At 70.6% G+C, this 25,985-nt stretch carries 23 protein-coding genes; 14 read left to right on the top strand and 9 right to left on the bottom strand.

The annotated features are described in order from the left end of the window. Positions 1 to 5: 5 nt before the first annotated feature. From chvE to EJ357_RS14170, 4 genes are all read right to left on the bottom strand, one after another. Entirely contained in the window at positions 6 to 1,118 is a 1,113-nt protein-coding gene (gene chvE / locus EJ357_RS14185; protein ID WP_407698484.1) for a multiple monosaccharide ABC transporter substrate-binding protein, read from the bottom strand. 138 nt (positions 1,119 to 1,256) lie between these two features. Further along, positions 1,257 to 2,225: a hypothetical protein gene (locus EJ357_RS14180; protein WP_126391962.1), complete on the bottom strand. Its 969-nt coding sequence runs from the start codon at positions 2,223 to 2,225 to the stop codon at positions 1,257 to 1,259. Between the two features lie 119 nt (positions 2,226 to 2,344). Next, positions 2,345 to 3,358, bottom strand: coding sequence for a zinc-dependent alcohol dehydrogenase (locus EJ357_RS14175; RefSeq protein WP_126391961.1), 1,014 nt, complete (start codon positions 3,356 to 3,358; stop codon positions 2,345 to 2,347). Between the two features lie 70 nt (positions 3,359 to 3,428). Continuing rightward, positions 3,429 to 4,592, bottom strand: coding sequence for a mandelate racemase/muconate lactonizing enzyme family protein (locus tag EJ357_RS14170; RefSeq protein ID WP_126391960.1), 1,164 nt, complete (start codon positions 4,590 to 4,592; stop codon positions 3,429 to 3,431). A gap of 530 nt (positions 4,593 to 5,122) precedes the next feature. On the opposite strand from EJ357_RS14170, the gene EJ357_RS14165 reads away from it, so the two are divergent. From EJ357_RS14165 to EJ357_RS48260, 6 genes are all read left to right on the top strand, one after another. After that, positions 5,123 to 6,169 (top strand): LacI family DNA-binding transcriptional regulator, encoded by a 1,047-nt coding sequence (locus EJ357_RS14165; RefSeq protein WP_126391959.1) that lies wholly within the window; start codon positions 5,123 to 5,125, stop codon positions 6,167 to 6,169. A 153-nt stretch (positions 6,170 to 6,322) separates the two neighbouring features. Beyond that, the gene (locus tag EJ357_RS14160) at positions 6,323 to 7,324 is read left to right on the top strand and encodes an ABC transporter substrate-binding protein (protein WP_126391958.1); all 1,002 of its coding nucleotides are present in this window, start codon (positions 6,323 to 6,325) and stop codon (positions 7,322 to 7,324) included. Positions 7,325 to 7,424: 100 nt separating this feature from the next. After that, complete coding sequence (locus EJ357_RS14155) at positions 7,425 to 8,963, top strand: sugar ABC transporter ATP-binding protein (protein ID WP_126391957.1); 1,539 nt, start codon at positions 7,425 to 7,427, stop codon at positions 8,961 to 8,963. Continuing rightward, the gene (locus EJ357_RS14150; protein ID WP_126391956.1) at positions 8,960 to 10,060 is read left to right on the top strand and encodes an ABC transporter permease; all 1,101 of its coding nucleotides are present in this window, start codon (positions 8,960 to 8,962) and stop codon (positions 10,058 to 10,060) included. Before EJ357_RS14155 ends, EJ357_RS14150 begins: the two co-directional genes overlap by 4 nt. Continuing rightward, positions 10,057 to 11,079 (top strand): galactofuranose ABC transporter, permease protein YjfF, encoded by a 1,023-nt coding sequence (gene yjfF, locus EJ357_RS14145; protein WP_126391955.1) that lies wholly within the window; start codon positions 10,057 to 10,059, stop codon positions 11,077 to 11,079. The genes EJ357_RS14150 and yjfF overlap by 4 nt, the downstream gene beginning before the upstream one ends. A gap of 232 nt (positions 11,080 to 11,311) precedes the next feature. Beyond that, entirely contained in the window at positions 11,312 to 12,277 is a 966-nt protein-coding gene (locus EJ357_RS48260; protein WP_175647216.1) for an SCO2400 family protein, read from the top strand. Between the two features lie 20 nt (positions 12,278 to 12,297). On the opposite strand, the gene EJ357_RS14130 is transcribed toward EJ357_RS48260, so the two are convergent. After that, positions 12,298 to 13,662, bottom strand: coding sequence for a diacylglycerol/lipid kinase family protein (locus tag EJ357_RS14130; protein WP_126391952.1), 1,365 nt, complete (start codon positions 13,660 to 13,662; stop codon positions 12,298 to 12,300). A gap of 110 nt (positions 13,663 to 13,772) precedes the next feature. Here EJ357_RS14130 and EJ357_RS14125 point away from each other — a divergent pair, with 110 nt between their 5' ends. After that, a complete protein-coding gene (locus EJ357_RS14125; protein ID WP_126399472.1) occupies positions 13,773 to 15,200 on the top strand; it encodes a DUF2252 domain-containing protein in 1,428 nt (475 codons plus the stop codon). A 340-nt stretch (positions 15,201 to 15,540) separates the two neighbouring features. Here the strand turns inward: EJ357_RS14125 and EJ357_RS14120 are convergent, their stop codons facing one another. Further along, a complete protein-coding gene (locus EJ357_RS14120; RefSeq protein WP_126391951.1) occupies positions 15,541 to 16,851 on the bottom strand; it encodes a cation:proton antiporter in 1,311 nt (436 codons plus the stop codon). 171 nt (positions 16,852 to 17,022) lie between these two features. Between EJ357_RS14120 and EJ357_RS14115 the strand changes: the two genes are divergently transcribed. The 5 genes from EJ357_RS14115 to EJ357_RS14095 all read left to right on the top strand — a co-directional run bounded on the left by EJ357_RS14115 (position 17,023) and on the right by EJ357_RS14095 (position 20,466). Then, entirely contained in the window at positions 17,023 to 17,439 is a 417-nt protein-coding gene (locus EJ357_RS14115) for a DUF7144 family membrane protein (protein ID WP_126391950.1), read from the top strand. Positions 17,440 to 17,541: 102 nt separating this feature from the next. Next, positions 17,542 to 18,795 carry a hypothetical protein gene (locus EJ357_RS14110; RefSeq protein ID WP_126391949.1) on the top strand — a complete coding sequence of 418 codons (1,254 nt, stop codon included), beginning with the start codon at positions 17,542 to 17,544 and terminating at the stop codon, positions 18,793 to 18,795. 89 nt (positions 18,796 to 18,884) lie between these two features. Then, positions 18,885 to 19,286, top strand: a complete 402-nt coding sequence (locus tag EJ357_RS14105) for an SHOCT domain-containing protein (protein ID WP_126391948.1) — start codon at positions 18,885 to 18,887, stop codon at positions 19,284 to 19,286. 13 nt (positions 19,287 to 19,299) lie between these two features. Then, on the top strand, positions 19,300 to 19,920 hold the full coding sequence (locus EJ357_RS14100) for a GAP family protein (RefSeq protein ID WP_126391947.1): 621 nt from the start codon (positions 19,300 to 19,302) through the stop codon (positions 19,918 to 19,920). Between the two features lie 141 nt (positions 19,921 to 20,061). After that, a complete protein-coding gene (locus tag EJ357_RS14095; RefSeq protein WP_228473057.1) occupies positions 20,062 to 20,466 on the top strand; it encodes an SHOCT domain-containing protein in 405 nt (134 codons plus the stop codon). 33 nt (positions 20,467 to 20,499) lie between these two features. Here the strand turns inward: EJ357_RS14095 and EJ357_RS14090 are convergent, their stop codons facing one another. The 3 genes from EJ357_RS14090 to EJ357_RS14080 all read right to left on the bottom strand — a co-directional run bounded on the left by EJ357_RS14090 (position 20,500) and on the right by EJ357_RS14080 (position 24,117). Beyond that, complete coding sequence (locus tag EJ357_RS14090; RefSeq protein WP_126391946.1) at positions 20,500 to 20,697, bottom strand: hypothetical protein; 198 nt, start codon at positions 20,695 to 20,697, stop codon at positions 20,500 to 20,502. Between the two features lie 102 nt (positions 20,698 to 20,799). Then, positions 20,800 to 23,454 (bottom strand): helix-turn-helix transcriptional regulator, encoded by a 2,655-nt coding sequence (locus tag EJ357_RS14085; RefSeq protein WP_126391945.1) that lies wholly within the window; start codon positions 23,452 to 23,454, stop codon positions 20,800 to 20,802. A 210-nt stretch (positions 23,455 to 23,664) separates the two neighbouring features. Continuing rightward, entirely contained in the window at positions 23,665 to 24,117 is a 453-nt protein-coding gene (locus EJ357_RS14080; RefSeq protein ID WP_126391944.1) for a MarR family winged helix-turn-helix transcriptional regulator, read from the bottom strand. Between the two features lie 113 nt (positions 24,118 to 24,230). Here EJ357_RS14080 and EJ357_RS14075 point away from each other — a divergent pair, with 113 nt between their 5' ends. Both EJ357_RS14075 and EJ357_RS14070 read left to right on the top strand, forming a co-directional pair. Further along, positions 24,231 to 25,229, top strand: coding sequence for an NADP-dependent oxidoreductase (locus EJ357_RS14075; protein ID WP_126391943.1), 999 nt, complete (start codon positions 24,231 to 24,233; stop codon positions 25,227 to 25,229). A gap of 118 nt (positions 25,230 to 25,347) precedes the next feature. Continuing rightward, on the top strand, positions 25,348 to 25,767 hold the full coding sequence (locus tag EJ357_RS14070) for an organic hydroperoxide resistance protein (protein ID WP_126391942.1): 420 nt from the start codon (positions 25,348 to 25,350) through the stop codon (positions 25,765 to 25,767). Positions 25,768 to 25,985 lie beyond the last annotated feature (218 nt).

The following is a 25,985-nucleotide window of genomic DNA, read 5'->3' as shown; positions in this document are numbered from 1 at the left end:
GGCGGTTACTTGAGGTCGCTTGCCTTGATGTAGCCGGAGTCGACGACCTCCTTCTGGTAGTTGGTCTTGTCGACGCTGACCGGCGTGAGCAGGTAGGAGGGGACGACCTTGGAGCCGTTGTCGTAGGTCTTGGTGTCGTTGACCTCGGGCTTCTTGTCGTTGAGCACCGCGTCGACCATGTTCGAGGCGACCTTGGCGAGCTCACGGGTGTCCTTGTAGACGGTCATCGACTGCTCGTCGGCGATGATCGACTTCACCGAGGCGACCTCGGCGTCCTGGCCGGTGACGACCGGCAGCGGCTTGTCCTTGGAGCCGTAGTCGTCGGACTTCAGCGCGGAGAGGATGCCGATGGAGATGCCGTCGTACGGCGAGAGGACCGCGTCGACGCGCTCGCTCTTGTACGCCGAGGTCAGGATGTCGTCCATGCGCTTCTGGGCGGTGCCGCCGTCCCAGCGCAGGGTGGTGACCTGGGTCAGCTTGGTCTGGCCGGAGCGCACGACGAGCTGCTTCTTGTCGATGTAGGGCTGCAGGACCTTCATCGCCCCGCCGAAGAAGTAGCGGGTGTTGTTGTCGTCGTTGGAGCCGGCGAACAGCTCGATGTTGAAGGGGCCCTTCTTGGAGCCGTCCTTCAGGCCGAGCTTCTCGACGATGTAGTTGGCCTGGAGCTCGCCGACCTTCTCGTTGTCGAACGAGGCGTAGTAGTCGACGTTCGGGGTGCCGAGGATCAGACGGTCGTAGGAGATGACCGGGATGTTCGCGTCCTTGGCCTGCTGGAGCACGTTGTTCATCGACTTGTTGTCGATGGCCGCGACGATCAGCGCCTTCACGCCCTGCGTGATGAGGTTCTCGATCTGCGAGACCTGCTGGTCCGGGTCGTCCTCGCCGTAGACCAGGGTGGTCTTGTAGCCCTTGGACTCCAGGTCCGCGACGACGTTCTTGCCGTCGGCGATCCAGCGCTCGGAGGACTTGGTCGGCATCGAGATGCCGATGGTCCCGCCCTTGGAGTCCCCGGCCTCCTCCTTGCTGCCGCCCTCACCGCTCTGGCCACAGGCGGACAGGGTGAGGGCGAGGGAGGCGGCTCCGGCTATGGCGGCGAGTGCGGCTCTGCGGTTACGCATGGTCATCATCCTTGATGTTGTGAGCAGGGCTCGGTTTGGCGATGCGAAGACGCTTCGAGTGCTGAACGGAGTAGACCGAAGGTGTGTGGGATTGTGTTCGACTGCGTCTTCTTCTGTGAAGGGGGTTTGTCCGGAACGTTATGCGGGAGTTTCGAATCGCTTCAGCGTTCCGGGCAGCCGTGAACCGAGAGGCGCCATGTCGCCGTCAGCTCCGTGCCGTGCGAGCAGGTCCAACGCCAGTCGTCCGCGCCGTACGCGTTCCTTGGCGGTGGCCAGCGTCAGGTCCCTCATGTGGTGCCCGTAGGGGTAGATCCCGGGGGCCTTGGAGAGCCCGAACTTCAGATACAGCGGTGCGCCGCGCCGGATCAGCTCGGCGACCTCGTACATCCGGATGTAGCCGCCGAGATCGTCGGGGGCCTCGATGTACATGTCCATGGGGGCGGCGGAGACCCGGCGGATCTCGGTGAGGTGATCGAGCGTGAGGTCGCTCGGCACGTTGATCGAGTCGCCGCCCAGGTTCTCGTAGACCGCGTACGAGGTCGGGTTGACCGGCCCGATCAGCGCGCTCACCTTGAGGGTCGTGTCGGCCGGGATGATCCCCGCGACCCGCGCCCGGTGCAGCGTCCACAGCACGCCCTCGTCGGCGACGAGCAGGCACTTCACGCCCAGCTCCGTTGCCCGTACGGCGTCCTCGACGCACCCGGCGACCGCGTCGTGGCCCCGGGCCCGCAGTCCGCCGCCCTTGGAGTCGGTCCGGGTGGAGCCTCCGATGTCCCAGGTGCCGCGCGGGCCGGTGAACAGGCAGAGCTCGATGTCGCGCTCGGCGGTCGCCTCCACCATCTCGGTGATCTCGGCGTCGGTGAGCATCCAGATACCGCTGCCCTGGCTGATCCGGTGGACCGGCACATCGAGCCGCGAGGCCTCCTTGAGGACCACGCCGAGCGCCTCGGGGCCCTCCACGGAGGGAACCTCGGTGCGCCAGCGGCCACCGTCGGGGAAGGTGTGCGCGGAGGCGTCGGCGGGATCGAGGGCGGGCGCCCCCAGGCCGAGTGCGGCGAGAGCCTGCTCGCCGGGTCGGCGTGGCGTCGGAGCGGTGGTGTCGGTCACAAGCTGTCCTTATGTTCGATATTTCGGACGATGGTCGCGGCTCTGGCCGTGCGGGGCTTGGGTGTACGCCGGTACGAAGTCGTCAGGTACCCCGTACCGGCGTACGGCTCAGGGGTGTGTCATGGCCGCAGCAGGACCTTTCCGACCCTCGGGTCGCCGGACCCCACCAACTCGATGGCCTGCGCGAACTCCTCCAGCGGCAGCTCGTGCGTGACCAGCGGCAGCGGGTCGAGGAGTCCCGCCCCGAAGACCCGCACGGTGTGCGCCCAGGCATCCGGCGCCGCGCCGAACACGGTCTGCACCTCCAGTTGCCGTACGACGAGATCGGTCGGGTCGAGCCCGTCCGCGCCCGGCGCCGGGATGCCCGTCAGGACCAGCCGTCCACCGCGGCGCAGCAGGGCGGCGGCGGTGCGTGCCGCGTCCGCGGACCCGGCGGTCTCGATGACGACGTCGAAGTCGTCGGGAAGTCCTGAACCATCGGCGTTCTTGGTTCGGAAGTCCGTCGCGCCGAACCGCTTGGACAGCTCGGCCCGGTCCGGACGCGTCCCCACGACGAGCAGCTCGGCCGGTGAGCCCGCCTTCAGGAACTGAACGGCGAACATGCCGAGCGTCCCGGTGCCCACCACGGCCACCCGCTCGCCCGGCACCGCGTTCGCCTTGAGCGCGGCGGCCGCGATGCACGCGGCCGGCTCCAGCAGCGCCGCCGCCGTCAGATCCGCGTCGTCCGGCAGTACGTGCAGCAGCCGGGCCGGAAGCGTGAGTGTGGTGGCCATGGCGCCCGGCTGGGTGAAGCCGGTCTCCTCGTAGCCCGCCGTGCACAGGGTGGTCTCGCCCGCGTGGCAGCGGTCGCAGACCTGGCAGTTGCGGAAGCCCTCGCCCACGACCTTGCGGCCCACCAGGCTCGCAGGGACGCCGTCACCGACCGCCGCCACCGTCCCGGACCACTCGTGGCCCGGCGTGAGCGGATAGCGGACGTACCCCTCCGGCCGGTTGCCCTGGAAGACCTCGCGGTCGCTGCCGCAGATCCCCGAGGCGTGCACCCGGACCAGGGCCTCGCCCGCTTCCGGCTGCCGGGGCTCGTGCGGGACGAGCCGGTGCTCGCCCGGAGCCTCGATCACGACGGCGGTGCTCACTGGGTCCTCCCGGGGCCTGGGTCGGCAGTGGCGTCGTCCGCCCCGATGCCGGGCCGGCGGGTGTGGGCGCTCACACGGTGCCCTTGGGCTTGCGCTGCTCCCAGCCGTCGGCCCACAGGTCGAACCGGGCCTGCTGCTGCGGGAACTCCGCGGCGGCGTCGACGTCCAGCTCCACACCGAGACCGGGCTCGTGGGAGAGGTGGAAGCAGCCGTCCTCGGGGTTCACCTGGGGGGCGCCCTTGACGACCTTCTTGATCTCCGCGTCCGCGAAGTCGTTGAAGTGCTCGAGGATCTTGAAGTTGGGGGCGGTGAAGCCGACCTGCAGGGAGGCGGCGGTCAGCACAGGCCCGCCCACGTTGTGGGGGGCGACCAGCATGTAGTGCGTCTCGGCGGTGGCGGCCAGCTTACGGGTCTCCCAGATGCCGCCGATGTGGCCGACGTCCGGCTGGATGATGTCCACGGCCTGGCTCTCGAAGAGCTCCCGGAACTCGATGCGATCGTGGATGCGCTCACCCGTGGCGAGAGGCATGTCGACCTTGGCGGCGACCTTCTCCAGCGCCTTCAGGTTCTCCGGCGGCACCGGCTCCTCCAGCCACGCGGGCTTGAAGGGCGCCAGCTCCTTGGCCAGGCGGACGGCGGTGGCGGGGGAGAAGCGGCCGTGCATCTCCAGCATCAGCTCGGCGTCCGGGCCGATGGCGTCGCGCACGGCCTCGATCAGGGAGACCGCGTACAGGCTCTGCTCGTGGTCCAGCTCGAAGTGGCCGGTCCCGAACGGGTCGATCTTGAGCGCCCGGTAACCGCGCTCCATGACCCCCTGGGCCGCCTTGTGGTACGCCTCGGGCGTGCGCTCGGTGGTGTACCAGCCATTGGCGTACGCCTTGACCTTGTCGGTGACCTTGCCGCCGAGGAGCTGCCAGACCGGCACCCCGAGGGCCTTGCCCTTGATGTCCCAGCAGGCCATCTCGATCACGGCGATACCGGACATCACGATCTCGCCGGCCCGGCCGTAGTCGCCGTACTTCATCCGCTTGACGAGATCCTCGACAGCGAACGGGTCGGAGCCGAGAATGTGATTGGTCTTCGCCTCGTGCAGATAGCCGAGCAGCGCGTCGGTGTGGCCCAGCATGCGGGTCTCGCCGACGCCGGTGAGTCCCTCGTCGGTGTGCACCTGGACGTAGGTCAGGTTCCGCCACGGCGTTCCGACCACGTGTGTGCTGATTCCCGTGATGCGCACGGTACTCCCTGTCCTCTTCGGTCTGTTCGAAATATCGGCACTCGTTCGAAATGCTGGTCGCGACAGTAGGGACGACCACATGCGAGTGTCAATGGGTCTACAAACAACGGTTTCGACGGGGCGGCGGAGGCGGCCGGCGAGGCGGATGTGGCGGGGTGTGCCACGAGGGACGTGAGGCTCTTCGAGGGCGTGCACATGCCTCCCCGGTGGGTACTCGGATCGCGCCTGACCAGGTAAAACGCCCTCGGTCCCGCAACCTGCGCCGCCCGTCGCGTTATTCAACCGTGACGACTTCTCTGACGCAGCCCTCTTGACCCGCGCGAATTGTTAGCGCTCACAATACGTCCGCATTCACCAGTCGGCCCTGACGGCATGCAAGGAGGTATGAGCGTCGTGTCAGCAGTGCTTCAACTCGCCTTCCCGCCCCGTGCCGTTGGCCCTTCCGGAACACCGGCATGACGCCGCCGGAGCCGAACCATCGGCCCTCGGCGCAGGTGTTATCGGCAGACGACCGCCAAGGAGGTGCGGCTGTGACCCGCTCGCAGCTTCGGCCGCCCACCATGGCCGACGTGGCACGCCAGGCCGGTGTGTCCCACCAGACCGTGTCCCGCGTGCTGGGGGACCACCCCAATGTGCGGGACGAGACACGGGCCAAGGTGCTGCGCGCGATCGAGGAGATGGGCTACCGCCGCAACTTCTCCGCACGGGCCCTGGCGACCCGGCGTACCCGGACCCTGGGTGTGGTCGCCTCCAACACCACGCTCTACGGTCCGGCCAGCACGTTGTTCGCGCTGGAGGAGGCGGCGCGCGCCGAGGGCTATCTGGTCTCGACGGTCAGTCTGCGCAGGCTGACGGTGGAGACACTGTCCGAGGCCCTGGACCGCCTCAGCGAGGGCGGGGTGGAGGGGGTCGTCGCCATCGCCCCGCAGCGGTCGGCGGTCGAGGCCCTCGCCGAACTCCGTCACCCGTTCCCGGTGGTGGCCGTGGGAACCGGCTCGGGCGCCGGGGTCCCCAGCGTCAACGTGGATCAGAATCTGGGCGCACGGCTGGCCACCGGCCATCTGCTCGCCGCAGGCCATCGCAGGGTCTGGCATCTCGCCGGGCCCGAGGACTGGCAGGAGGCGGTGGACCGGGTCGACGGCTGGCGGGCGGCCCTCGAAGAGGCGGACGTGGAACCTCCGATGCTGCTGCGGGGGGACTGGAGCCCGCTGTCGGGCTACCGGGCCGGCCAGGAACTGGCGGGCTGGGTGGGACGCGGCCTGACCGCCGTCTTCGTGGCCAACGACCAGATGGCACTGGGGGTGTTGCGGGCGCTGCGTGAGGCGGGCGTGCGTACGCCCCAGGACGTGGCGGTGGCCGGCTTCGACGACATTCCGGAGTCGGAGTTCTTCGCCCCGCCGCTCACCACCGTCCGGCAGGACTTCGCGACGGTGGGCAAGCGGAGCATCGCCCTGCTGCTGGACCTGATCGAGGGCCGTACCCCCTCCGGGACGTCCCAGGTCTCCATCGAACCCCAACTCGTCGTCCGCGCAAGCACGTTCCCGTACCTTCCGCAGCCGGGGGCCGCTCCCGGCTGACACCGCACCACCTGGTCGCTTTTCGCCCTTCGGGCAAGCGTGGCCGATATTTCGAACAATGATCGACAGACTGGACGCTGCGCAGCCGGTCCACACGAGCACCCAACGAGTACCAGCGGTCCATCCCCGGGCCGGCTCTTCAAAGGAGAAGACATGCTCAACAGAAGGAACTTCCTCACCGCGGCGGTCGGCGTGGCGGCAACGGCCGGCCTGGCGGCCTGCGCCAAGGAGGACGGCTCCCCCACCGGCTCCTCCTCCGGTGGCAGCAAGACGATCACCCTCGGCTTCTCCCAGGTCGGCTCCGAGAGCGGCTGGCGCACCGCCAACACCGACTCGGTGAAGTCGGCCGCCAAGGAGGCGGGCTACAAGCTGCAGTTCTCCGACGCGCAGCAGAAGCAGGAGAACCAGATCTCCGCGATCCGCAGCTTCATCGCGCAGAAGGTGGACGTCATCGCCTTCTCGCCGGTGGTCGTCACCGGCTGGGACGCCGTGCTCAAGGAGGCCCAGACGGCGAAGATCCCGGTCGTCCTGACCGACCGGTCCGTCGAGAGCGACGAGTCCCTGTTCGTCGCCCTGGTCGGCTCCGACTTCACCGACGAGGGCCGCCGCGCCGCCAAGATCCTGGAGAAGGTCCTTGAGAAGGCCGGCCACAAGGGCAAGGTGAAGATCGCCCAGCTGGAGGGCACCACCGGTGCCGCCCCCGCGATCGAGCGCGCCAAGGGCTTCAAGGAGGTCATGGACGCCGAGCACAAGGACGACTGGGAGATCGTCGCCAGCCAGACCGGCGACTTCACCCGGGCCGGCGGCAAGCAGGTCATGGCGGCCTTCCTGCAGTCCAACCCGGACATCGACGTGCTGTTCGCGCACAACGACGACATGGGCCTCGGCGCCATCCAGGCCATCGAGGCGGCAGGCAAGAAGCCCGGCAAGGACATCCTCATCGTCACGGTCGACGGTGTGAAGGACGGCTTCATAGCCATGTCCGAAGGCAAGATCAACGCGATCGTCGAGTGCAACCCGCTGCTCGGCCCCCAGCTGATGGAGGTCGTGAAGACGGTCCACGAGGGCGGCACGGTCGAGCGCTGGATCAAGACCAAGGAGAGCGACTTCATGCAGGACCAGGCCAAGGACGCGCTCCCCACCCGTAAGTACTGACCGACCGCACCCACCGGCAGGGAGCCACCGGCCGACCGGCGACCATCCGGTCCCGGGAGGCTCCCTGCGGGCCTGAACCCATTTCAAGAGGAGCGCTGCCATGGCAGAGCCGCGGCCCGTCCTGGAGATGACGGGCATAGTCAAAGAGTTTCCGGGGGTACGGGCTCTGTCGGGCGTCGACTTCCGGCTCTTCCCCGGCGAGATCCACGCCCTCATGGGCGAGAACGGGGCCGGGAAGTCCACCCTCATCAAGGTGCTGACCGGGGTCCACTCCCTGGACGGCGGCACGATCACCCTCGACGGCGAGGACGTACGGATCGGCAGCCCGCTGCAGGCTCAGCACGCCGGCATCAGCACGGTCTACCAGGAGGTCAACCTCTGCCCCAACCTCTCGGTGGCGGAGAACATCTTCATCGGCCGTGAACCCACCCGCGCGGGCCGCATCCAGTGGAAGCAGATACGCAAGCAGGCCGCGGAGATGGTCGACCGGCTCGGCCTCGACATCGACGTGACGGCGCCGCTGTCCTCGTACCCGCTGGCCGTGCAGCAACTGGTCGCGATCGTACGGTCGGTGGGCCACGGCGACAGCGACGGCGAGGGCTCCGGCACCAAGGTGCTCGTCCTGGACGAGCCCACCTCCAGCCTCGACCGCGACGAGGTCCTCGAACTCTTCCGCCTGATGCGGCGGCTGCGGGACGAGGGCGTCGCGATCCTCTTCGTGTCGCACTTCCTCGACCAGATCTACGAGATCTGCGACCGCATGACCGTGCTGCGCAACGGCACCCTGGTCGGCGAGCACATGGTGGCCGACCTCGACCAGGTCGGGCTGATCGAGCTGATGATCGGCAAGGCCCTGGACCAGCTGGAGGAGCTGCACGAGCACCAGCTGCGCTCCGACGTCGGCGAGACGCTTCTCAAGGCCGAGGGCCTCGGCCGGACCGGCGGTGTCGCCCCCTTCGACCTGGAGATCAAGAAGGGCGAGGTGCTCGGCCTCGCCGGACTGCTCGGCTCGGGCCGCACCGAACTGGCCCGGCTGCTGTTCGGCGCCGACCAGCCCGACAGCGGCAAGGTGACCGTCGCCGGCAAGCAGGTCTCGATGAGCGCCCCCAACGACGCCATCGGCGCCGGTGTCGCGTTCTGCTCGGAGAACCGCAAGACCGAGGGCCTCGTCCCCGATCTCACGGTGCGCGAGAACATCATCCTCGCCCTCCAGGCCTCCCGCGGCTGGACCCGGCCCATCCCGGCCGCCCAGCGCGACGAACTCGTCGCCAAGTACATCAAGGCCCTCGACATCCGCCCCGCCAACCCCGAGGCCCGCGTCGGCCAGTTGAGCGGCGGCAACCAGCAGAAGGTGCTGCTCGCCCGCTGGCTGATCACGCAGCCGAAGCTGCTGATCCTCGACGAGCCCACGCGCGGCATCGACGTGGGCGCCAAGGCCGAGATCCAGAAGCTCGTGGTCTCCCTCTCCGAGGACGGCATGTCCGTGCTGTACATCGCGGCCGAACTGGAGGAGGTGCTCCGGCTCAGCCACACCATCGGAGTGCTGCGCGACCGCAAGCTCGTGGCACAGCTGACCAACGGGCCGGAGATCACCACCAGCAAGATCCTGGAGACCATCGCGAGCGGAGAGCACCAGTGAGTACCCCGGCAGTGACCACCCCCTCCCGCTGGCGAGCACTGACGCACCACCACCTGTTCTGGCCGGTCGCGGTCCTGATCGCCCTGCTGCTCGTCAACGTCCCCTTCACCCCCGACTTCTTCGCGATCCGGATGGCGGACGGCCACCTCTACGGCAGCCTCATCTCGATCGTGCTGTTCGGCTCGCCGCTGATCCTGGTGGCGGTCGGCATGACCCTGGTCATCGCCACCGGCGGCATCGACCTCTCCGTCGGCGCCGTGGTCGCCATCACCGGCGCCCTGACCTGTTCGTACATCAGCGACCAGGCCGACCAGAACGCGCTGGCGGGGGTCTTCCTCGCCATGGGCATCGGCCTGGTGGCGGCGGTCGTCTGCGGTCTGTGGAACGGCTTCCTGGTCGCCCGGATGGGCATCCAGCCCATCATCGCGACCCTCATCATCATGGTCGCCGGACGCGGGGTCGCCCAGCTGATCACCGACGGCCAGATCATCACCATCAACAGCGAGCCGTACAAGCTCATCGGGGGCGGCTACTGGCTGACCCTGCCCTTCTCCATCTTCGTGGTGGCCGCCGTCGTGGCCGTCACCGTCGCCCTGACCCGCCGTACGGCGCTCGGCCTGCTCGTCGAGTCGGTCGGCGGCAACGCCGAGGCCAGCCGCCTGGTCGGCATCCGCTCCCGGCGCATCAAGATCATGGTGTACATGTTCTGCGCCCTGTGCGCGGGCATCGCCGGCCTGATGATCAGCTCCAACACCTCGGCCGCGGACGGCAACAACGCCGGCCTGTGGATCGAGCTGGACGCGATCCTCGCGGTCGTCATCGGCGGCACCTCGCTGCTCGGCGGCCGGTTCTCCATCGGCGGCACCGTGATCGGCGCCCTCGTCATCCAGACCCTGACCACCACGATCTACACCATCGGCGTGCCCACCCAGACCAACCTGGTCTTCAAGGCCGCCGTCGTCATCGTCGTCTGCCTGCTGCAGTCCCCGAAGTTCCGGGCCAAGGTCCTCGGCGCGAAGGGACGCGCCCGTACCACCGCCCCGGCGGAGCCCTCCGCCCCGGCCGACGCCGCCCCGAAGATGGAGGTGTCGCGATGAGCGCGACCACCAAGACCCGTACGGCAGCGGAAGGCCGTACGCCGTCCACGGCCGCGCGTGTGCTCGGCGACCGGCGGCTGCCCGTCCTGGTCACGGCCGGCCTGTTCCTCGCGATGTACATCGGCGGTCTCAGCCGCTACCAGAACTACGGGTTCGGCGAACCGCAGGTCTTCCTCAACCTGTTCATCGACAACAGCTATCTGCTGGTCGCCGCCGTCGGCGCCACCTTCGTCATCATGTCCGGCGGCATCGATCTGTCCGTCGGCTCCCTGATCGGTTTCACCACCATGTTCACGGCGTGGCTGGTGGAGCGTCAGGGGCTGCCGCTGATACTGGTCATCCCGCTCGCCCTGGGGGTGGGCGCGTTCGGCGGCTTCCTCATGGGCTATGTGATCCACAACTTCGAGATCCAGCCGTTCATCGTGACCCTCGCCGGCCTCTTCCTCTTCCGGGGCCTGTGCCTGGTCATCAGCAAGGAGTCCATCTCCATCGGCGACTCCACGGTGAGCAGCATGGCCCAGACCCGGGTGTCGCTCGGACTGGGGGAGCTGTCGATCGGGGCCGTCGTCGCCCTGGTCGTCCTCGCCGCCGCCTTCTGCATACTCCACTACACGCGCTTCGGCCGCCGGGTGTACGCCATCGGTGGCAACGAGCAGTCGGCGCTGCTGATGGGGCTTCCGCTGGGCGGCACCAAGATCGCCGTGTACACGGTGAGCGGCTTCTGCTCGGCGCTGGCCGGCCTGCTGTTCATGCTGTACATCCAGTCCGGTGACCCGCTGCACGCCGTCGGCATGGAACTCGACGCGATCGCCGCGGTCGTCATCGGCGGCACGCTGCTGACGGGCGGCTCCGGTTACGTCCTGGGCACCCTGTTCGGCGTCCTCGTGCTGGGCCTGATCAAGAGCATCATCCAGTTCGAGGGCACGCTCAGCTCCTGGTGGACGAAGATCGCCACGGGTGTGCTGCTGTGCGCGTTCATCCTGATCCAGCGGGCGATGACGGCGCGCAAGCCAACATAGGCCGGACCTGGGCACTTGGGTCGACGCGGCCCGTCGCGCGGTGTACGTGCGACGGGCCGCGCGACGTTGTCGTACGGGCTGTCGTGCGGGCTGTCGTACGGACCCGGCGCGGAGGATGCACCGAATGGCCGGGCTTGACCCCACCGACCAAACCGGAAACCCCAGTTCCGCACATAACCTTCACAGCAACTGCTAGGAAAGGTGTGGGTCGGTTCCTTAGTCTTCCCGCGTCATGGACTACTGCCACCCGTGCCGACGGCACCTGAATGGCGCCCTCGCCTGCCCCGGCTGTGGCGCCACGGTCGAACAGCTCCGCGTGCACGCGGGCGCGGGGGACGCGTATCCGCAGATGCCGCCCATGACCCAGCAGATGCCCGCCCAGACGTACGCGGGGCAGTACGACGGGCAGTACGGGGGTGCCGCGTACGGCGGCGGTGCGTACGGCGGTGGCGAGTACGGCGGCGGTGCGTACGGCGGCGGTGACTACGGCGGTGCCCTGTACCGGGATGAGTTCGCCGCCCCTGAGGGGGAGTACGGGGACTCCGAGGACGCCCACGACGCCCACGACAGCCACGACGACGCCCACGACGACCAGGGCGACGGCCCGCGTGGGCGCGACGACGTGCGTGCCGACGACCGCGATGACGACCGCGATGACGACGACTGGGACGACGACGAGTCCGCGGGCGGTGTGAGCCGTCGCGACCGCAAGGCCGCCGCGCATCGGCGCCGCCGTCGCCGGGCCCTGCTGGTCGCCGCCGGGTTCGTCCTGGCCGCGGGCGGTCTGAGCCTCGCCGAGCTCGGCATGGACGCCCCCGGCAGCAGCCCGAAGCCGGCGGCGGCCGGGGACGAGTCCGCCGAGGGCGCGGCGTCGGAGGAGGTGTCCGCGTCCCCGGACGCGACGGACGGGACGACACGTACGGACGGCTCACCGTCCCCGGGGCCGTCCTCGTCCCCCTCGGCTTCGAAGTCGCCGAAGGACGAGGACAAGAAGAAGGACGACGAGGACAAGACCCCCGACAAGGACGGCCAGTCGGCGACCACGGGCAGCGGCGGTTCCGGTACGTCCACCTCGGCACCCGCTCCCACGTCCGATCCGGAGACCCAGGCGCCGACGGCGGACCCGACCACGGCGGACCCGACCCCGGACCCGACGCCGTCGGAGACCTGCGACCGGTTCCTGTGGTGGTGCACGTAAACCGTTCGCCTTCGCGAGTCTCAGTGGGTGCGGCCGGCTGAGGGAAGGGCACGCGGGAACGCCAGCCGGCCCAGGGCCCGCCAGTCCATCCGCGGCCGCGCCCCGGGCACTCCCGGCCGCTCGCGCGGCACCCGCACGCGCAGGGCGCCGGGCGCGACGCGGCAGGTGACCGGTGTGCGCAGCAGGAGCGCCTCGCCGTCGACGCCGACCGGGATCTCGGGGGCGTCGGAGCCGACCACCACCTCGGTCTCGGTCAGCAGGGTGAGGCCGCGCGCCTGTTGGCCCCGCAGCAGTCCGGCCGCCTGGGCGGCGTTGTCGACCTTGATGCCGAGGACGCCGAGGACACCGGAGTCCAGCCGCGGGCGTCGGCCGAGGCCGGCGGCGTCGCCCAGCTGATAGGGGTTGTTGCTGATCAGGACCCCTTGGGGAGCGTCGACGACGACGTCGCCCGCGTGGACGGTCAGCCGCGGCCCGACCTGATGGGTCAGCAGGTCCGGGAGCTCCCGGAGGATGGTGTTCACCTTGTCGTCGCGGTAGGCGGGGCTCTGCACGACCGCCGCGTACACGCCGAAGGACGCGTTGTTCACGAAGACGCGCTCACCGATGAGGCCCAGGTCGATATGGAGTTCGACCCCGTCGGTGAGGGCGTCCAGGCAGGTCGACGGGTCGCCGCGGTCGAGGCCGAGGTCCATGGCGAAGTGGTTGCGGGTGCCGGCGGAGATCACCACGAACGGCAGACCGTGCCGAGCCGCCACCCCCGCCACCAGCGCCTGGGTGCCGTCCCCGCCGGCGACCCCCAGCAGGTCCGCGCCCCGCGCCACGGCCTGCCGGGCCAGTTCGGCGACGTCCTGCGGGTGAGCCGGATCGAGTACGGCGACCTCGGCGCCCAGGGCCCGCGCCTTGGCCACCAGGTCGAATCTGCCGACCTTTCCGCCCCCTGAGCGCGGGTTCATGATGAGGAACGGTGCTGCGGGCGGTGGGGTGGTGTGCTGCCGGGGGTGCGTCCGGCCGGAGTCCGTGCGCAGGGCGGACCGTCCGATCAGCATTGCCACGGCCCACAGCGCCAGGGTCGCCAGTACGGCCCACAGCAGGCCCGCCGCCGCGAGGCGCAACAGCACCACGATCGGCAGCAGCGCGGCGAGTGCGGCGGCGAGCGCCCGGGCCAGGCCGTGCCGGGAGAGGGCCCACCACAGCGCGGCCGCGGTGGCGGCGAGCCCCGCCAGGCCGACGACCAGCAGCGTCAGGCTCCTGACCCCGGTGGCCGCCAGCAGCAGGGCGATCGCGGCGGCCGCGACCAGCAGGGCCAGGCGTGCCGCCCACCGCTGAGCCGCCGGACGGGGACGATCGGGCGTGCCGGACGTCCGAGCGGGCTTTCTACCGCCCACATAGGCATCCCACTGCCGGTGACCCGGCCACACATCACCTGTTCCGGGTGATCCCGCCGGGGGCGCCGGGCGGTGAGCATGCGGACAGAGGAGGTCAGGTCATGGCCACGATGCACGACGGTCCGCTCTCCCTGACGCACGACGGCGCACTCTCCCCGTCCGACCGTGCGGCACTCGGCAAGGAGGCACGCGCGCGGGTGCCCCGCTCCGCCCACGCCGCCTACGGGCCCGACGAGAAACGGCCGGACCCCGTCGACGTCATCGAGCGGCAGTCCGCCACCCGCGTGTCCGAGCTGGTCCCCGTCCGGTACGGCCGGATGCTCGAATCGCCGTTCCGCTTCTACCGGGGAGCCGCGGCGATCATGGCGTCCGACCTCGGCGCCAGTGCGCACACCGGGCTGTACGCCCAGCTGTGCGGCGACGCGCACTTGCTGAACTTCCGGCTCCTCGCCTCACCCGAACGCCATCTCGTCTTCGACATCAACGACTTCGACGAGACCCTTCCCGGCCCCTTCGAGTGGGACGTCAAACGGCTCGCCGCGAGCCTGGTGATCGCCGGCCGGGCCAACGGGTTCCCGGCGAAGCGGTGCGACACCCTGGTGCGCGCCGCCGTCGCGTCCTACCGGGAGCGGATGTGGGAGTTCGCCGGACAGCGCACCCTCGACGTCTGGTACGCACGGGACGACTTCGACCAGATCGCGGAGCTGCTGCCCGAACCGCTGGGCAAGGGGGACGAGAAGCGGGCCGTGCGGGCATCGGCGAAAGCCCGGGCCCGGACGAGTCTCCAGGCGGCCGCGAAGCTGACCCAAGTGGTGGACGGCGAGCACCGGATCATCTCGGATCCCCCCTTGATCACCCCCCTCACGGAGCTGCTGCCCGGCACGGAGGGCGAGGGTCTGGCACAGACCCTGCGGGAACTGATCTCCGGCTACGCCGACACCCTGACCTCGGAGCGGCGGCACCTGCTGAACCGCTTCCACGTGGCCGACATGGCGCGCAAGGTCGTCGGGGTCGGCAGCGTCGGCACCCGTTGCTGGATCGTGCTGCTGATCGGCCGCGACGGCGAGGACCCGCTCCTGCTGCAGGCCAAGGAGGCGGGCGACTCGGTCCTCGCCCCCTATTGCGGCGCCAGCGAGTTCGACAACCAGGGTGAGCGGGTGGTGGCCGGGCAACGGCTCATGCAGGCCGCCAGCGACATCTTCCTCGGCTGGAAGCACGCCACGGGCATCGACGGCCGCGAACGCGACTTCTACGTACGGCAGTTGCGCGACTGGAAGGGCATCGCCCGCCCCGAGACCATGGACCCCACCACCCTGGGCCTGTTCGCCCGCCTCTGCGGCGCCTCCCTGGCCCGCGCACACGCCCGCTCGGGCGACCCGATCGCCATCGCCGCCTACCTCGGCCGCGGCGACACCTTCGACCGCGCCCTGGTGGACTTCGCCCAGGCATACGCCGACCAGAACGAACGCGACCACCAGGCACTGACCGACGCGGTGTCCGAGGGCCGCGTCACCGCCCGGACCGACCTGACGGCGTGACGGGGCTCCCGTCCGGGGCACAGGACACGGGTACGCCTTCCCCCAGCCCGTGCCCATGCCCTTCCGCAGCCCGCGCCCGCCGCCAGGCGGCCCGCGCCCAACAGCCGTCGTACCGCCGCACGGGTGCCACGGCTGTGCGGGCTGTCACCGCGCGGGCCGGTCTGATGGTGTGACGCGGGTTTCGTCCGGGGCACAGGACACGGATACGCCCTCCCGCAGCCCGTGCCTGCACTCTTCCGCAGCCCGTGCCTACGCCCTTCCGCAGCCCGCGCCCGCCGTCGCCGCCCCACGCGTACCAGCCGTCGTACCCCCGCGAGACCGCCCCGGCCGTGCGCGCCCGTCACCGCACGGACCGGCCCGAGGGCGGGACGCGGGTCCCTTCCGGCACGGACGTCCCCTCCCGCAGCCCGCGTTCACCGGCTGCGGCGGAGGCGTGTGCGTACCAGCGGCCGTACCGCTGGGCGAGTGCCACTGCCGAGATGCCCTGGAGCAGGATGCTGAGGGCGACGGTGACGGCGACCGCGCGGCCCAGGGTCTCGGTTCCCGGTACGTGCTCCTCGACCACGAGCAGCCCCAGGACGATCGAGGCGAGGCCGCGTGGTCCGAACCAGCCGATGTACGCGACCGTCGGCCACCGCAGCCCGCTCCCGGCCAGGGCTACGGCCACGGGGACCATCCGTACGACCGTCAGGCTGAGCGCGGCGTACAGGACGATCTCCCAGGTCAGGTGCTGCAGCGCCGGGCCGAGCAGCACCGCTCCGAAGACCATCAGGCTGATCGACGCCAGCAGCGCGCCCAGGTTCTCGGCGAACTCGGGCGTGCGGTCCGGGCCCTGCGGCCTGCCGGAGGTGCGGTGGCGGCGCGCTGCGTGTCCGAAGGCGAACCCGGCGACCCAGGCCGCGATGAAGCCGCTGCCCTCGGTGAGGACGGCCAGTTCGTACGACGCCACGGCGATGCCGAGCACGTACACCTGCCCCCAGTCCCGGGCGACCCAGCCGCGCGCCCGGGCCGCCCGCAGCAGCCGCCCGCCGACGTCGCCGGCGAGCAGGCCCAGGGCGGTGCTGAGCAGCAGAGAGCGCCAGAAGGTGCCCGCGACGCCTTCCTGCGCGTACGACGTGCCGGGGACTCCGGCGGCGAAGACGACGAAGAACGGCAGTATCAGGCCGTCGTTCAGACCGCTCTCCGCGTTGAGACCATGGCGGACGAGCGGCGGCACGGCAGGGTCGGACATGGCGGATTTGCCCACGGCGGCGTCGGTCGGTGCGAGGATCGCACCCACCAGGGCCAGCTCCCACACGGTCAGCCCGGGCAGCAGCGGCCACGCCAGCAGCCAGCCCGCGGCGATGCACAGCGGGAGGCCGATACCGAGCAGCCGACCGGGCAGGAAACCGCCCGAGACCAGGTCATGACGCCGTACGGCCATGGCATCGGTGAACAGGACCAGCGTCAGGGCGGCCTCCATCAGCGCCGTGACCGGCGCGGCGTAGTGCTCGATGTCGACGACGTCGAGGAGGGCGGGACCGATCAGGACACCGCTCCCCGTGAACACGATCGCCGAGGTGACCGGCGTGGCCGACAGCCGGCGCGATCCGAGGGCGTAGGCGGCGGTGACACCCGCCACCGCCAGCCCGGCCCAGGCACCATCGCTCATCGCGCCGACCTCCTCGGACCCTGGGGCCCCAGGTCCCCGTGCTCCATGGCAGCAGCAAGGCGGTCGGCGCGACCTCACCCTCCGGGGGTGACGACGGGCGCGGCCCTCGGGGATCAAGCTCGATGGTGTACGGCTGCGCAACCGCAGCCCGGTGAGGAAAGGAGGCCGGCCATGGCCACCAGCGCTCGTCCCCAGCATCGAGAGGGGGCGCGGGCAGCCGCCACCGGCCTGACGCTGTTCGCCGGAGTGATGCTGTTCATCGCCGGGATCCTCGACGTCTTCCGGGGGATCATGGCGATCGCCGAGGACGACGTCTACGTCTCCACGCCCAACTACGTCTTCAAGTTCGACCTGACCAGCTGGGGCTGGATCCAGCTGCTGTTCGGGGCGATCGCCGTGGTCGTGAGCTTCGGCCTGTTCGCGGCGAAGACGTGGGCGAGGGTCGTCGGTATCGGCATCGCGGCACTGCTGCTCATCGCCAACTTCCTGTCCATCCCGTACTACCCGGTCTGGTCGCTGACGCTGATCGCGCTGTACGCGTTCATCATCTGGGCGCTGTGCGTGGTGAAGAAGGACCCACTCGTTTAGCCGAGGGCCGCTCGCCCGTATGGGCCCGCTCGACGTGCCCTTACGGCGGTGCGCGGACGCAATGGAGGGGAGGAGGGGGCCCCTAGCTGACCTGGAGTCCGCATGAGCGCCGCGCACAAGCCCTCCGCGCCCGGCCGCATCGCCCGGGCCACGGCCTCCGCGGTGCTGATCGTGGTCACCTGTGTCCTCGTGCCGGTCGCACTGATCACGGTGTGGGTGCACGACATCGCGCTCGACACCGACCGGTACGTGGACACGGTGGCCCCGCTGGCCACCGAGCCGGCCATCCAGGACGCGGCCGTCCACCGGATCTCGGAGGCCGTGGACGTCCGTATCGACGGCGACCAGGCCGCCGCGGAACTCGCCGGCTGGCTGAGCTCCCAGGGGCTGCCGCCCCGGGCCACCGCCGCCGTACGGGGGCTCGGGCCGCAGATCGACTCGGCCGTGGACGGCGCGGTGAACAGGGTCGTCACGCGGATCGTGCACGGCGACGCCTTCGCCACCGTGTGGACCAACGCCAACGAACGGGCCCACAACGCCGTCGTGCACGCCCTCACCGGTGAGGGCCGGGGCGCCGTCGGCGTCGCGGGCGGCACGGTCACCCTCGACGTCGGCACGCTCGTCGAGCAGGTGAAGAAGGAGCTCGTCGACGCGGGACTGTCGCCCGCGGCGAAGATCCCCGACGTCGACAAGCAGCTGGTGCTGTTCCAGTCCGAGGAGCTGGAGAAGATCCGCGACGGCGCCCATCTGCTGGACGAGGTCGGCTACTGGCTGCCCGTCCTGACCGTCCTGATCGGCGTGGCCGGCGTGCTGCTGGCCCGCCGGCGGCGGCGCGTACTGATCCGCACCGCGCTGGGCGCGGCCTTCGCCTGTCTGCTGGTGGTCATCGCCCTGGTCCTCGTACGCCGCTTCTACCTGGACCATCTCCCGGCCGCCGTACAATCGGACGCGGCCGCGGCGGCCGTCTTCGACACGCTGCTGCGCTTCCTCAAGTACGCCCTGGTCACGGCGATCGTGCTCGGCGTCGTGGTCGCCCTCGGCGCCTATCTGGTCGGCCCCGGCCGGCTCCCGGTGGCGATCCGCCGCGGCTGTGACCGCACCGCGGACAAGGTCGCCGTCTGGGCCGACGGGCACGAGGTCCGGGCCGGACGGGCGGGCGTGTGGGCACAGACCCACCGACGCTCGATCGCCCTGTCGGCCCTGGCGGTCCTGGCCTTCGTCTTCGCGGTCTGGAACCGCCCCACCACGGTCACGGTCCTGGTGTTCGCGCTCGTCCTGCTCGCCGTCCTGGCGGTCCTGGCGCTGCTGGCGGCCGGCGGCCGGGTCGAGATGGCGCGGGCCACCCGTGAGGGGTGATGCCGGACGGAACGGCCCGGCGCACGGTGAAGGCCTCGGGACTCCACGAGCCGCGCCGTGGGCGCGGCAGTCGGCCGGCGGAGGCGACCATGGACTACCCCCTGCTCGACGTCTTCCTCACGATGCTGTGGTTCTTCCTGTGGGTCATGTGGATCATGCTGCTGGTCCGTGTGGTCGTGGACATCTTCCGTGACGACACGCTCAGCGGCTGGGGGAAGGCGGGCTGGACGCTGATGGTGTGCGTGCTGCCGTTCCTCGGCGTCTTCGTCTATCTGATCGCCCGCGGGCGCGGCATGGGCGAGCGCGAGCTGCGCCAGGCCCGCGACCGTGAGCGGGCGTTCCGCGCCTACGTCCAGGAGGCCGCCGCACCGGCCGCGAAGCCGCCGGGCGCCAAGGCGGACGAACTGGGCAAGCTGGCCGCCCTGCACGACAAGGGCGCCATCTCCGACAGCGAGTACGAACAGGCCAAGTCCAAGGTCCTGACGTCCTGACGCGGGTGCCGCCGTGAACGGACTGAACGTCCTGCCCCTGGCCGTGACCATGATGCTCGGCCCGCAGATCATGTCGGCCATCATCTTCGTCACGACCCCGCGAGCAGTACGCGTGTCGCTCGGCTTCCTCACCGGCGTCGCCGTCGCCACCACCGTCGGCACCGCGATCACGATGGGTCTGGCCTCACTGCTGGACCTGGGTGATCCCGACGACGCCGGGTCGAGCGGCAACATCATCCAGTACGTGCTGGTCGGCCTCCTCGCGGCGGGCGCGATCAAGAACTGGGTCCGGCGGGAGACCGTCCAGCCACCGAAATGGCTGGGCGCGCTCATGTCGGCGGATGCCAGGAAGGCCCTCAAGGTCGGGCTGCTCGTCATCCTGCTGATGCCGTCGGACATCATCGTCATGCTGACGGTGGGCACGAACCTGTCCCAGGCGGACGCGAACTTCGCCGAGGCGCTGCCGTTCATCGGGGCGACCGTGCTCATCGCCGCGCTCCCGCTGCTGTTCCTGCTGGCGTTCCACCACAGGGCGACCGCCGCCATGCCGCACGTACGGGACTGGATGGACACCCACAGCTGGCTGATCAACATCGTGGTCTGCGTGCTCTTCATCGTGCTGATCCTCGCCTGAGCGCGGCCCCGGCCCCGGCGGCACCCCGCGAACACCCCACCCGTTCCGGGTGATGCCCTCCCCGCCCGGCGGGCGCAGCGTGGACTCATCAGGCTCCGAGCACCGCCGTGGCGTCACGGCGGCCGGCATGTGGAGGAAACAGTGGACGACTATCCGCTGCTCAACGCGTTCCTGACGATGCTCTGGTTCTTCCTGTGGGTTCTGTGGTTCGTGATGCTGTTCCGGATCTTCGGCGACATCTTCCGGGACGACAGCATGGGCGGATGGGGCAAGGCGGGCTGGACGGTCTTCGTCTGTGTGCTGCCGTTCCTCGGCGTCTTCGTCTACCTGATCGCCCGCGGCCGCGGCATGGGCGAACGCGACGTGCGCCAGATGCGGCGGCAGGAGGAGGAGTTCCGCTCCTACGTCCAGGAAGCGGCCGCCGAGGCCCCGTCGACCGGGCCCACCCACGCGGACGAACTGACCAAACTCGCCGGGCTGCACGACCACGGCGACATCACCGACGCCGAGTACGAGCGGGCCAAGGCGAAGGTGCTCGCGGGCTGAGCGTCACTCCGGCGAGCGTCACTGCGGCGAGCGTCACTCCGGAAGCTGACGGAACTCCACCACATGCAGGCCCAGGGACTGGAACCGAATCAACAGGCCGTACAGATGCGCCTCGTCGTTGACCTGGCCGTACAGCAGGGTCTGACGAGGGACGACGAAGCTGTCCAACTCGGGGAACGCCGTGGTCAGCTCGTTCGACATCTGCCCGTCGATGCGGATCTCGTAGAGCATGTCCCCATGCTGCGGGGCCGGGGGACCGGTGGCATCACCCTCGCGAGGTGACAGCCCCGGTTCCGCCGGCGGGTTGCGAGCCCAGGTCAGCGCGGACGCGGCTCAGAGCAGCCCGAGTTCGCGGGCCCGGCGGACCGCCTCGCCGCGCCGGGTGGCGGCGAGCTTGCGGTAGATGCTCTTGAGGTGGGTCTTCACCGTGTTGACCGACAGATGCAGATCGGCGGCGATCTCCTCGGTGGACATGAGCTGGGCCAGCCGCTCCAGGACGTCCCGCTCCCGCGCGCTGAGCGGCTCCGGGCGAGGGCTCGGCGAGTCCTCCCACGGTCGCGCGTCGAGAGGCGGCCGCGAGAGGGCGCCGGTCAGCCAGGCGTGCTCCCGGGCGAGCACGGGCCGGTGCAGCAGCAGCCGTCTGACCCACGGCCCCGCCTCCAGGAACGGCCGTCGCAGGTGATGCGGGCGGGCGGCCGCGAGGGCCTTGAGCAGGAGGCTCTCGGCGGCGGCGGAGTCGCCGAGCGCGTCGACTGCCTGTGCGCGGGTCAGCAGGACCCACATGTCGATGACCGGTCCCCGGCTGCTGTGGTCGGGGAGGGCGTCGAGGATCCGCAGCGCCTCTTCGCTCTCACCCGCGGCAGCCCGCGCCCGCGCCTCGGCCACCAGGCTCTCCGGGCCGTGCGCCGGCTGCTCCTCGAAGACCTTCACCGCGGCCCGCGGATCGCCGTCGGCCAGCAGCGCCGCGGCCATGGCCATGGCGATGCGGTCGCTCACCCATGGGGAGGGCTCCGCGGAGACCAGAGGCCGGCGCGCCATGTCGTCGAGGGCCCGCAGCGCCGCCCGGGAGTCCCCTCGCGCGGAGAGCAGCCGGGACCGCAGGATCGCCAGCTCCACGGCCACGATCGGATCGCGGGAGGCGGCGGAGGTGGCCGCCGCCCGGTCGAGATGGTCCCTCGCGGCCGTCAGGTCGTCCCGGTCGATCGCCACGGCGGCCAGCACCAGCTGGGCCACCCCGGTCCGGTCGGACACCGGCAGCCCCGAGTGCTCCGCCTCGGCGATCGCGTCCCGGGCGTGCGACTCGGCCCGGCCGGGGCGGCCGTCCAGGAAGTCGATCAGCGCGAGCCGGCTCAGCGCCTCGTGCCGGGGGAGGGCCGTCGCGGGACCCTGGGCGGCCCGGACGGCGTCGGACAGCGTCGAGCGGGCGGCATCGAAGCGGCCCGCCCACAGTTGGGCCGAGCCGAGGTCGGTGAGCATGAGGGCCGTCAGCTCCGGAGACTGCTCCAGCCGGTCGGCGGGCAGCGAGCGCTCCTCCTGCGCGACGGCCCGCGCCGCCGACTCGGCCATGTCCGCCGAGCCCGCCACCCGGGCGGCCAGCACCCGCAGCACCGCACAGCTCAACCGCACCGCCGCCGCGTCGCCGCCGTCCCCGCCCGGCAGGTTCTCCTCAGCCCGCCGCAGATAGGCCACCCCCCGGTCGACGTCGTGGTGGGCCAGCTCGCGCGCCGCGCGCACCAGGTCGGGGGCGGGCCCGGACACCTCCGGCGCCATCCTGGCGAACAGGCCGTCCAGCCGCTCGGCGGCCAGCCCCGTCAGCAGCCGGCCGATCGCGAGGCGGTCGATGAACTCGGCGGCGGCCAGCTCCCAGTCACCCGCGTCCGCCGCGTGCGGCAGGGCCTCGTCGAGCAGACCCGCCCGGATCAGCCACCTGGCGGCCGTGCGGTGCAGCTCGGGCTCCAGGCCCGGGTGGCGCACGCCCAGGTGCACGCGCAGGATCTCGGCGAAGAGCGGGTGCAGCCGGTACCACGAGTGCCCGATGGGCTCGACGAACGCGTTCGCCCGCTGCAGCTCCTCCAGGATCGGCTCCGCGTCGTCCCGCCCGGTGAGGGCGTTGGCCAGATCGGGGTGGGTCTCCTCCAGGATGCTGGTGCGCAGCAGCAGGTCCTGAGTCTCGGCGGGGTGGGCGCGCAGCACCTCGCCCAGCAGGAAGTCGGCCACCGTGCTGTGCCCGGGCTCGAACTCCTTCAGGAAGCTCTCGGGGTCACCGGCCCGCTGCGCGGCCAGGGTGCACAGCCGCAGCCCCGCCGCCCAGCCCCCGGTGCGTTCGGTCAGCACCCGCGCGGCCTCGGCGGACAGCGGCAGCCCGTGCCGGTCGACCAGGGCGGCCGTCTCCTCGGCGCGGAAGGCCAGGTCGTCGGCGCGGATGTCGACGAGTTCACCGGCGGCCCGGTAGCGGTACAGCGGCAGCAGCGGCTCCGTACGGCTGATGACCACCAGGCGCAGTCCCGCACCGGCGTGCCGCAGCACGAACTGGAGCCCGTCGGCCACCTCGGCGCAGCCGGCCACCCGGTCGAACTCGTCCAGGACGAGGACCACGCGGGAGTCCCGCCCGTTCAGCCAGGCCGCGAGCCGGGCCAGCAGCGAGTGGTCCACCTCGCCGGGGCGGGCCGGGCTGCCGATGGACTCGGGCAGGGCGATCCCGTGGTGCCGGAAGGCGTGCAGGACGTACGCCCAGAAGACGCCGGGCGCGCTGTCCTCCGGCTCCACGGTCAGCCAGGCGACGTCCCCCGGCTCACAGGCCGCGATCCAGTCGGCCACCAGCAGCGTCTTGCCCGCCCCCGCGGGGCCGTTGACCAGCGTCAGCGGAGTGCGTGCGCCCTCGATCAGCTGCTCGACGAGCCGTTGTCTGCGCACGAAGGTCCCAGGGACGGCCGGCACGGTGAGCCGTGCGGCGAGCACCGGATCGCCGTTCGGAGCCACCGCCGTCATGCTGGGATCGCGGTGGCCCTCTCCTCCTACGGAGTGCGACATCACGCCCATCACAGACCTCATGGATGCCCGAGAGTGGGGGTCCCGGGGCCGCGCGGCGGTAGCCGCACATCGACACCGCCCCGGGGTGAACACTGCACACCCACGCTCCGATCCTCGCCTCGGACCAGGAAGCCCGCAAGTGACGCTTCAGCCCCTGGGGAGCCTGTGTCAGACAGGACCCGCGTCCACACCCAGCATCCGCCGCAGCAGATCCCGCAACGCCTGCCGCTCCGCCTCGGAGAGCCCGGCGAGGGGCTCCCTGGCGAAGCGCAGGGAATCACGCAGACTGCGCGCCACCCGGCGGCCCTCCTGGGTGGCCGCGGCGAGCTTCACCCGCCGGTCCGCCGGGTCCGGGCGGCGCTCCACCAGGCCCCGGGACTCCAGCCGGTCCACGATCCCGGTCACGTTCGACGGCTCGCACCGCAGCTTCTGCGCCAGCTTCCGCATCGGCAGCGGCTCCAGCGACAGCAGGCTCAGCAGCCGCGCCTGCGCGCCGGTCAGGGCGTGCTCGGCGGCGGCCTCGTCGTACTCCTCGTGGTAGCGGGCCACGACCGCGCCGATGAGGTCGACGACTTCGAGGGTCAGCTCGTCGGGGCGGTGGGTCTTCTCTGGAGTGGCCATGCTCTCAGGGTAACCCCGTTACTTGACATTCTGAAATATTCAGGAGCATGGTTGTTTCAGGTACTGAAGTAAAAACCACGCCGCGAAGCGTGAACCGGAAAGGCGCACCCCCCATGAGCAACCGCGAATGGCACCTCCTCTCCCGCCCCGTCGGCTGGCCCAAGGACGAGGACTTCGCCCTGGTCGAGGCCGAGATGCCGACGCCCGGCGAGGGCCAGGTGCTCGTCCGGAACAAGTACCTCTCCGTCGACCCGTACATGCGCGGCCGCATGTCGGACGCCAAGTCCTACGTCGCCCCCTTCGAGCTCGGCAAGGTCATGCAGGGCGGCGCCGTGGGTGAGGTCATCGAGTCCAACGCCGAGGGCATCGCCGTCGGCGACCACGTCCTGCACTTCTTCGGCTGGCGCGAGTTCGCCGCGGTGGACGCCAAGACCGCCGTGAAGGTGGACCCGAAGGCGGCGCCGCTCTCCACGTACCTCGGCGTCCTCGGCATGACCGGCCTCACCGCCTACGCCGGCCTCCTGCGTACCGCGTCCTTCAAGGAGGGCGACTCCGTCTTCGTCTCCGGCGCCGCGGGTGCCGTGGGCAGTCAGGTCGGCCAGATCGCCAAGCTCAAGGGTGCCTCCCGGGTCATCGGCTCCGCCGGGTCCGACGAGAAGGTCAAGCTCCTGGTGGAGGAGTACGGATTCGACGCCGCGTTCAACTACAAGAACGGGTCGGTGAGTGAGCAGCTGCGCGAGGCCGCCCCTGACGGCGTCGACGTCTACTTCGACAACGTCGGCGGCGACCACCTCGAGGCCGCCGTAGGGCAGCTCAATCTCCACGGCCGGATCGCCGTCTGCGGCATGATCTCGGTCTACAACAACACCGAGCCCGCCCCCGGCCCGAGGAATCTCGCCCGCCTCATCGCGACCCGCGGCCGCATCGAGGGCCTCCTGGTCGGCGACCACTACGACCTGCAGCCCCAGTTCGTCCAGGAAGTCGGCCCGTGGGTCGCCTCGGGGCAGCTCAAGTACCGCGAGACGGTCGTCGAGGGCATCGAGAACAACCTGGAGGCGTTCCTCGGGGTTCTGCGCGGTGACAACACCGGGAAGATGATCGTCAAGCTCTGACGCGGCTCTGACATCATCGGTCGTCTTCTACGGCTTTCCGGTATGCGGTAACTTCTTTCCGAAACCGTCGTCGATCGTGGGCGCGAGTCGCGGCGGAACGAGGAGGAGAAGACACCGCATGTCCATCCAGCAGACCGACGTCCTCTACACCGCAGTCGCCACCGCGGACAACGGCCGCGACGGCCGGGTCGCCACCGACGACGGCAAGCTCGACGTCGTGGTGAACCCGCCCAAGGAAATGGGCGGCAGCGGCGCCGGCACCAACCCCGAGCAGCTGTTCGCCGCCGGCTACAGCGCCTGCTTCCAGGGCGCCCTGGGCGTCGTCGCCCGTCAGGAAAAGGCCGACATCTCCGGCTCGACGGTGACCGCGAAGGTCGGCATCGGCAAGAACGACGACGGGTTCGGGATCATCGTCGAGATCTCCGCGGAGATCCCGAACGTGGACGCGCAGACCGCACGGGATCTTCTTGAGAAGGCCCACCAGGTCTGCCCGTACTCGAAGGCGACGCGCGGCAATATCAGCGTGACGCTGATCTGACACCGCTCGTTGCACACAGCAGAGGCCGCACCCCTGGACGTGGGGTGCGGCCTCTGCCCTTGATGGCTCGGTCGCCTACGGGGCGCCCTGTGCCGGTGTCGAGAGGGCGATCGTGCTCAGCGCTTCGCGCCTCCGCGCTCCCCCAGAGGGGGGACCCCCAGCCCTCTCGACACCGGCGCGCCCCTACGGCTCCCTCACGGCCGGTGTCGTCGGACCAG

The organism is Streptomyces cyaneochromogenes, assembly GCF_003963535.1.
GTDB lineage: Bacteria > Actinomycetota > Actinomycetes > Streptomycetales > Streptomycetaceae > Streptomyces > Streptomyces shaanxiensis.
The sequence above is the reverse complement of the archived record's forward strand: the minus strand, read 5'-3'. Positions and strand labels throughout refer to the sequence as shown.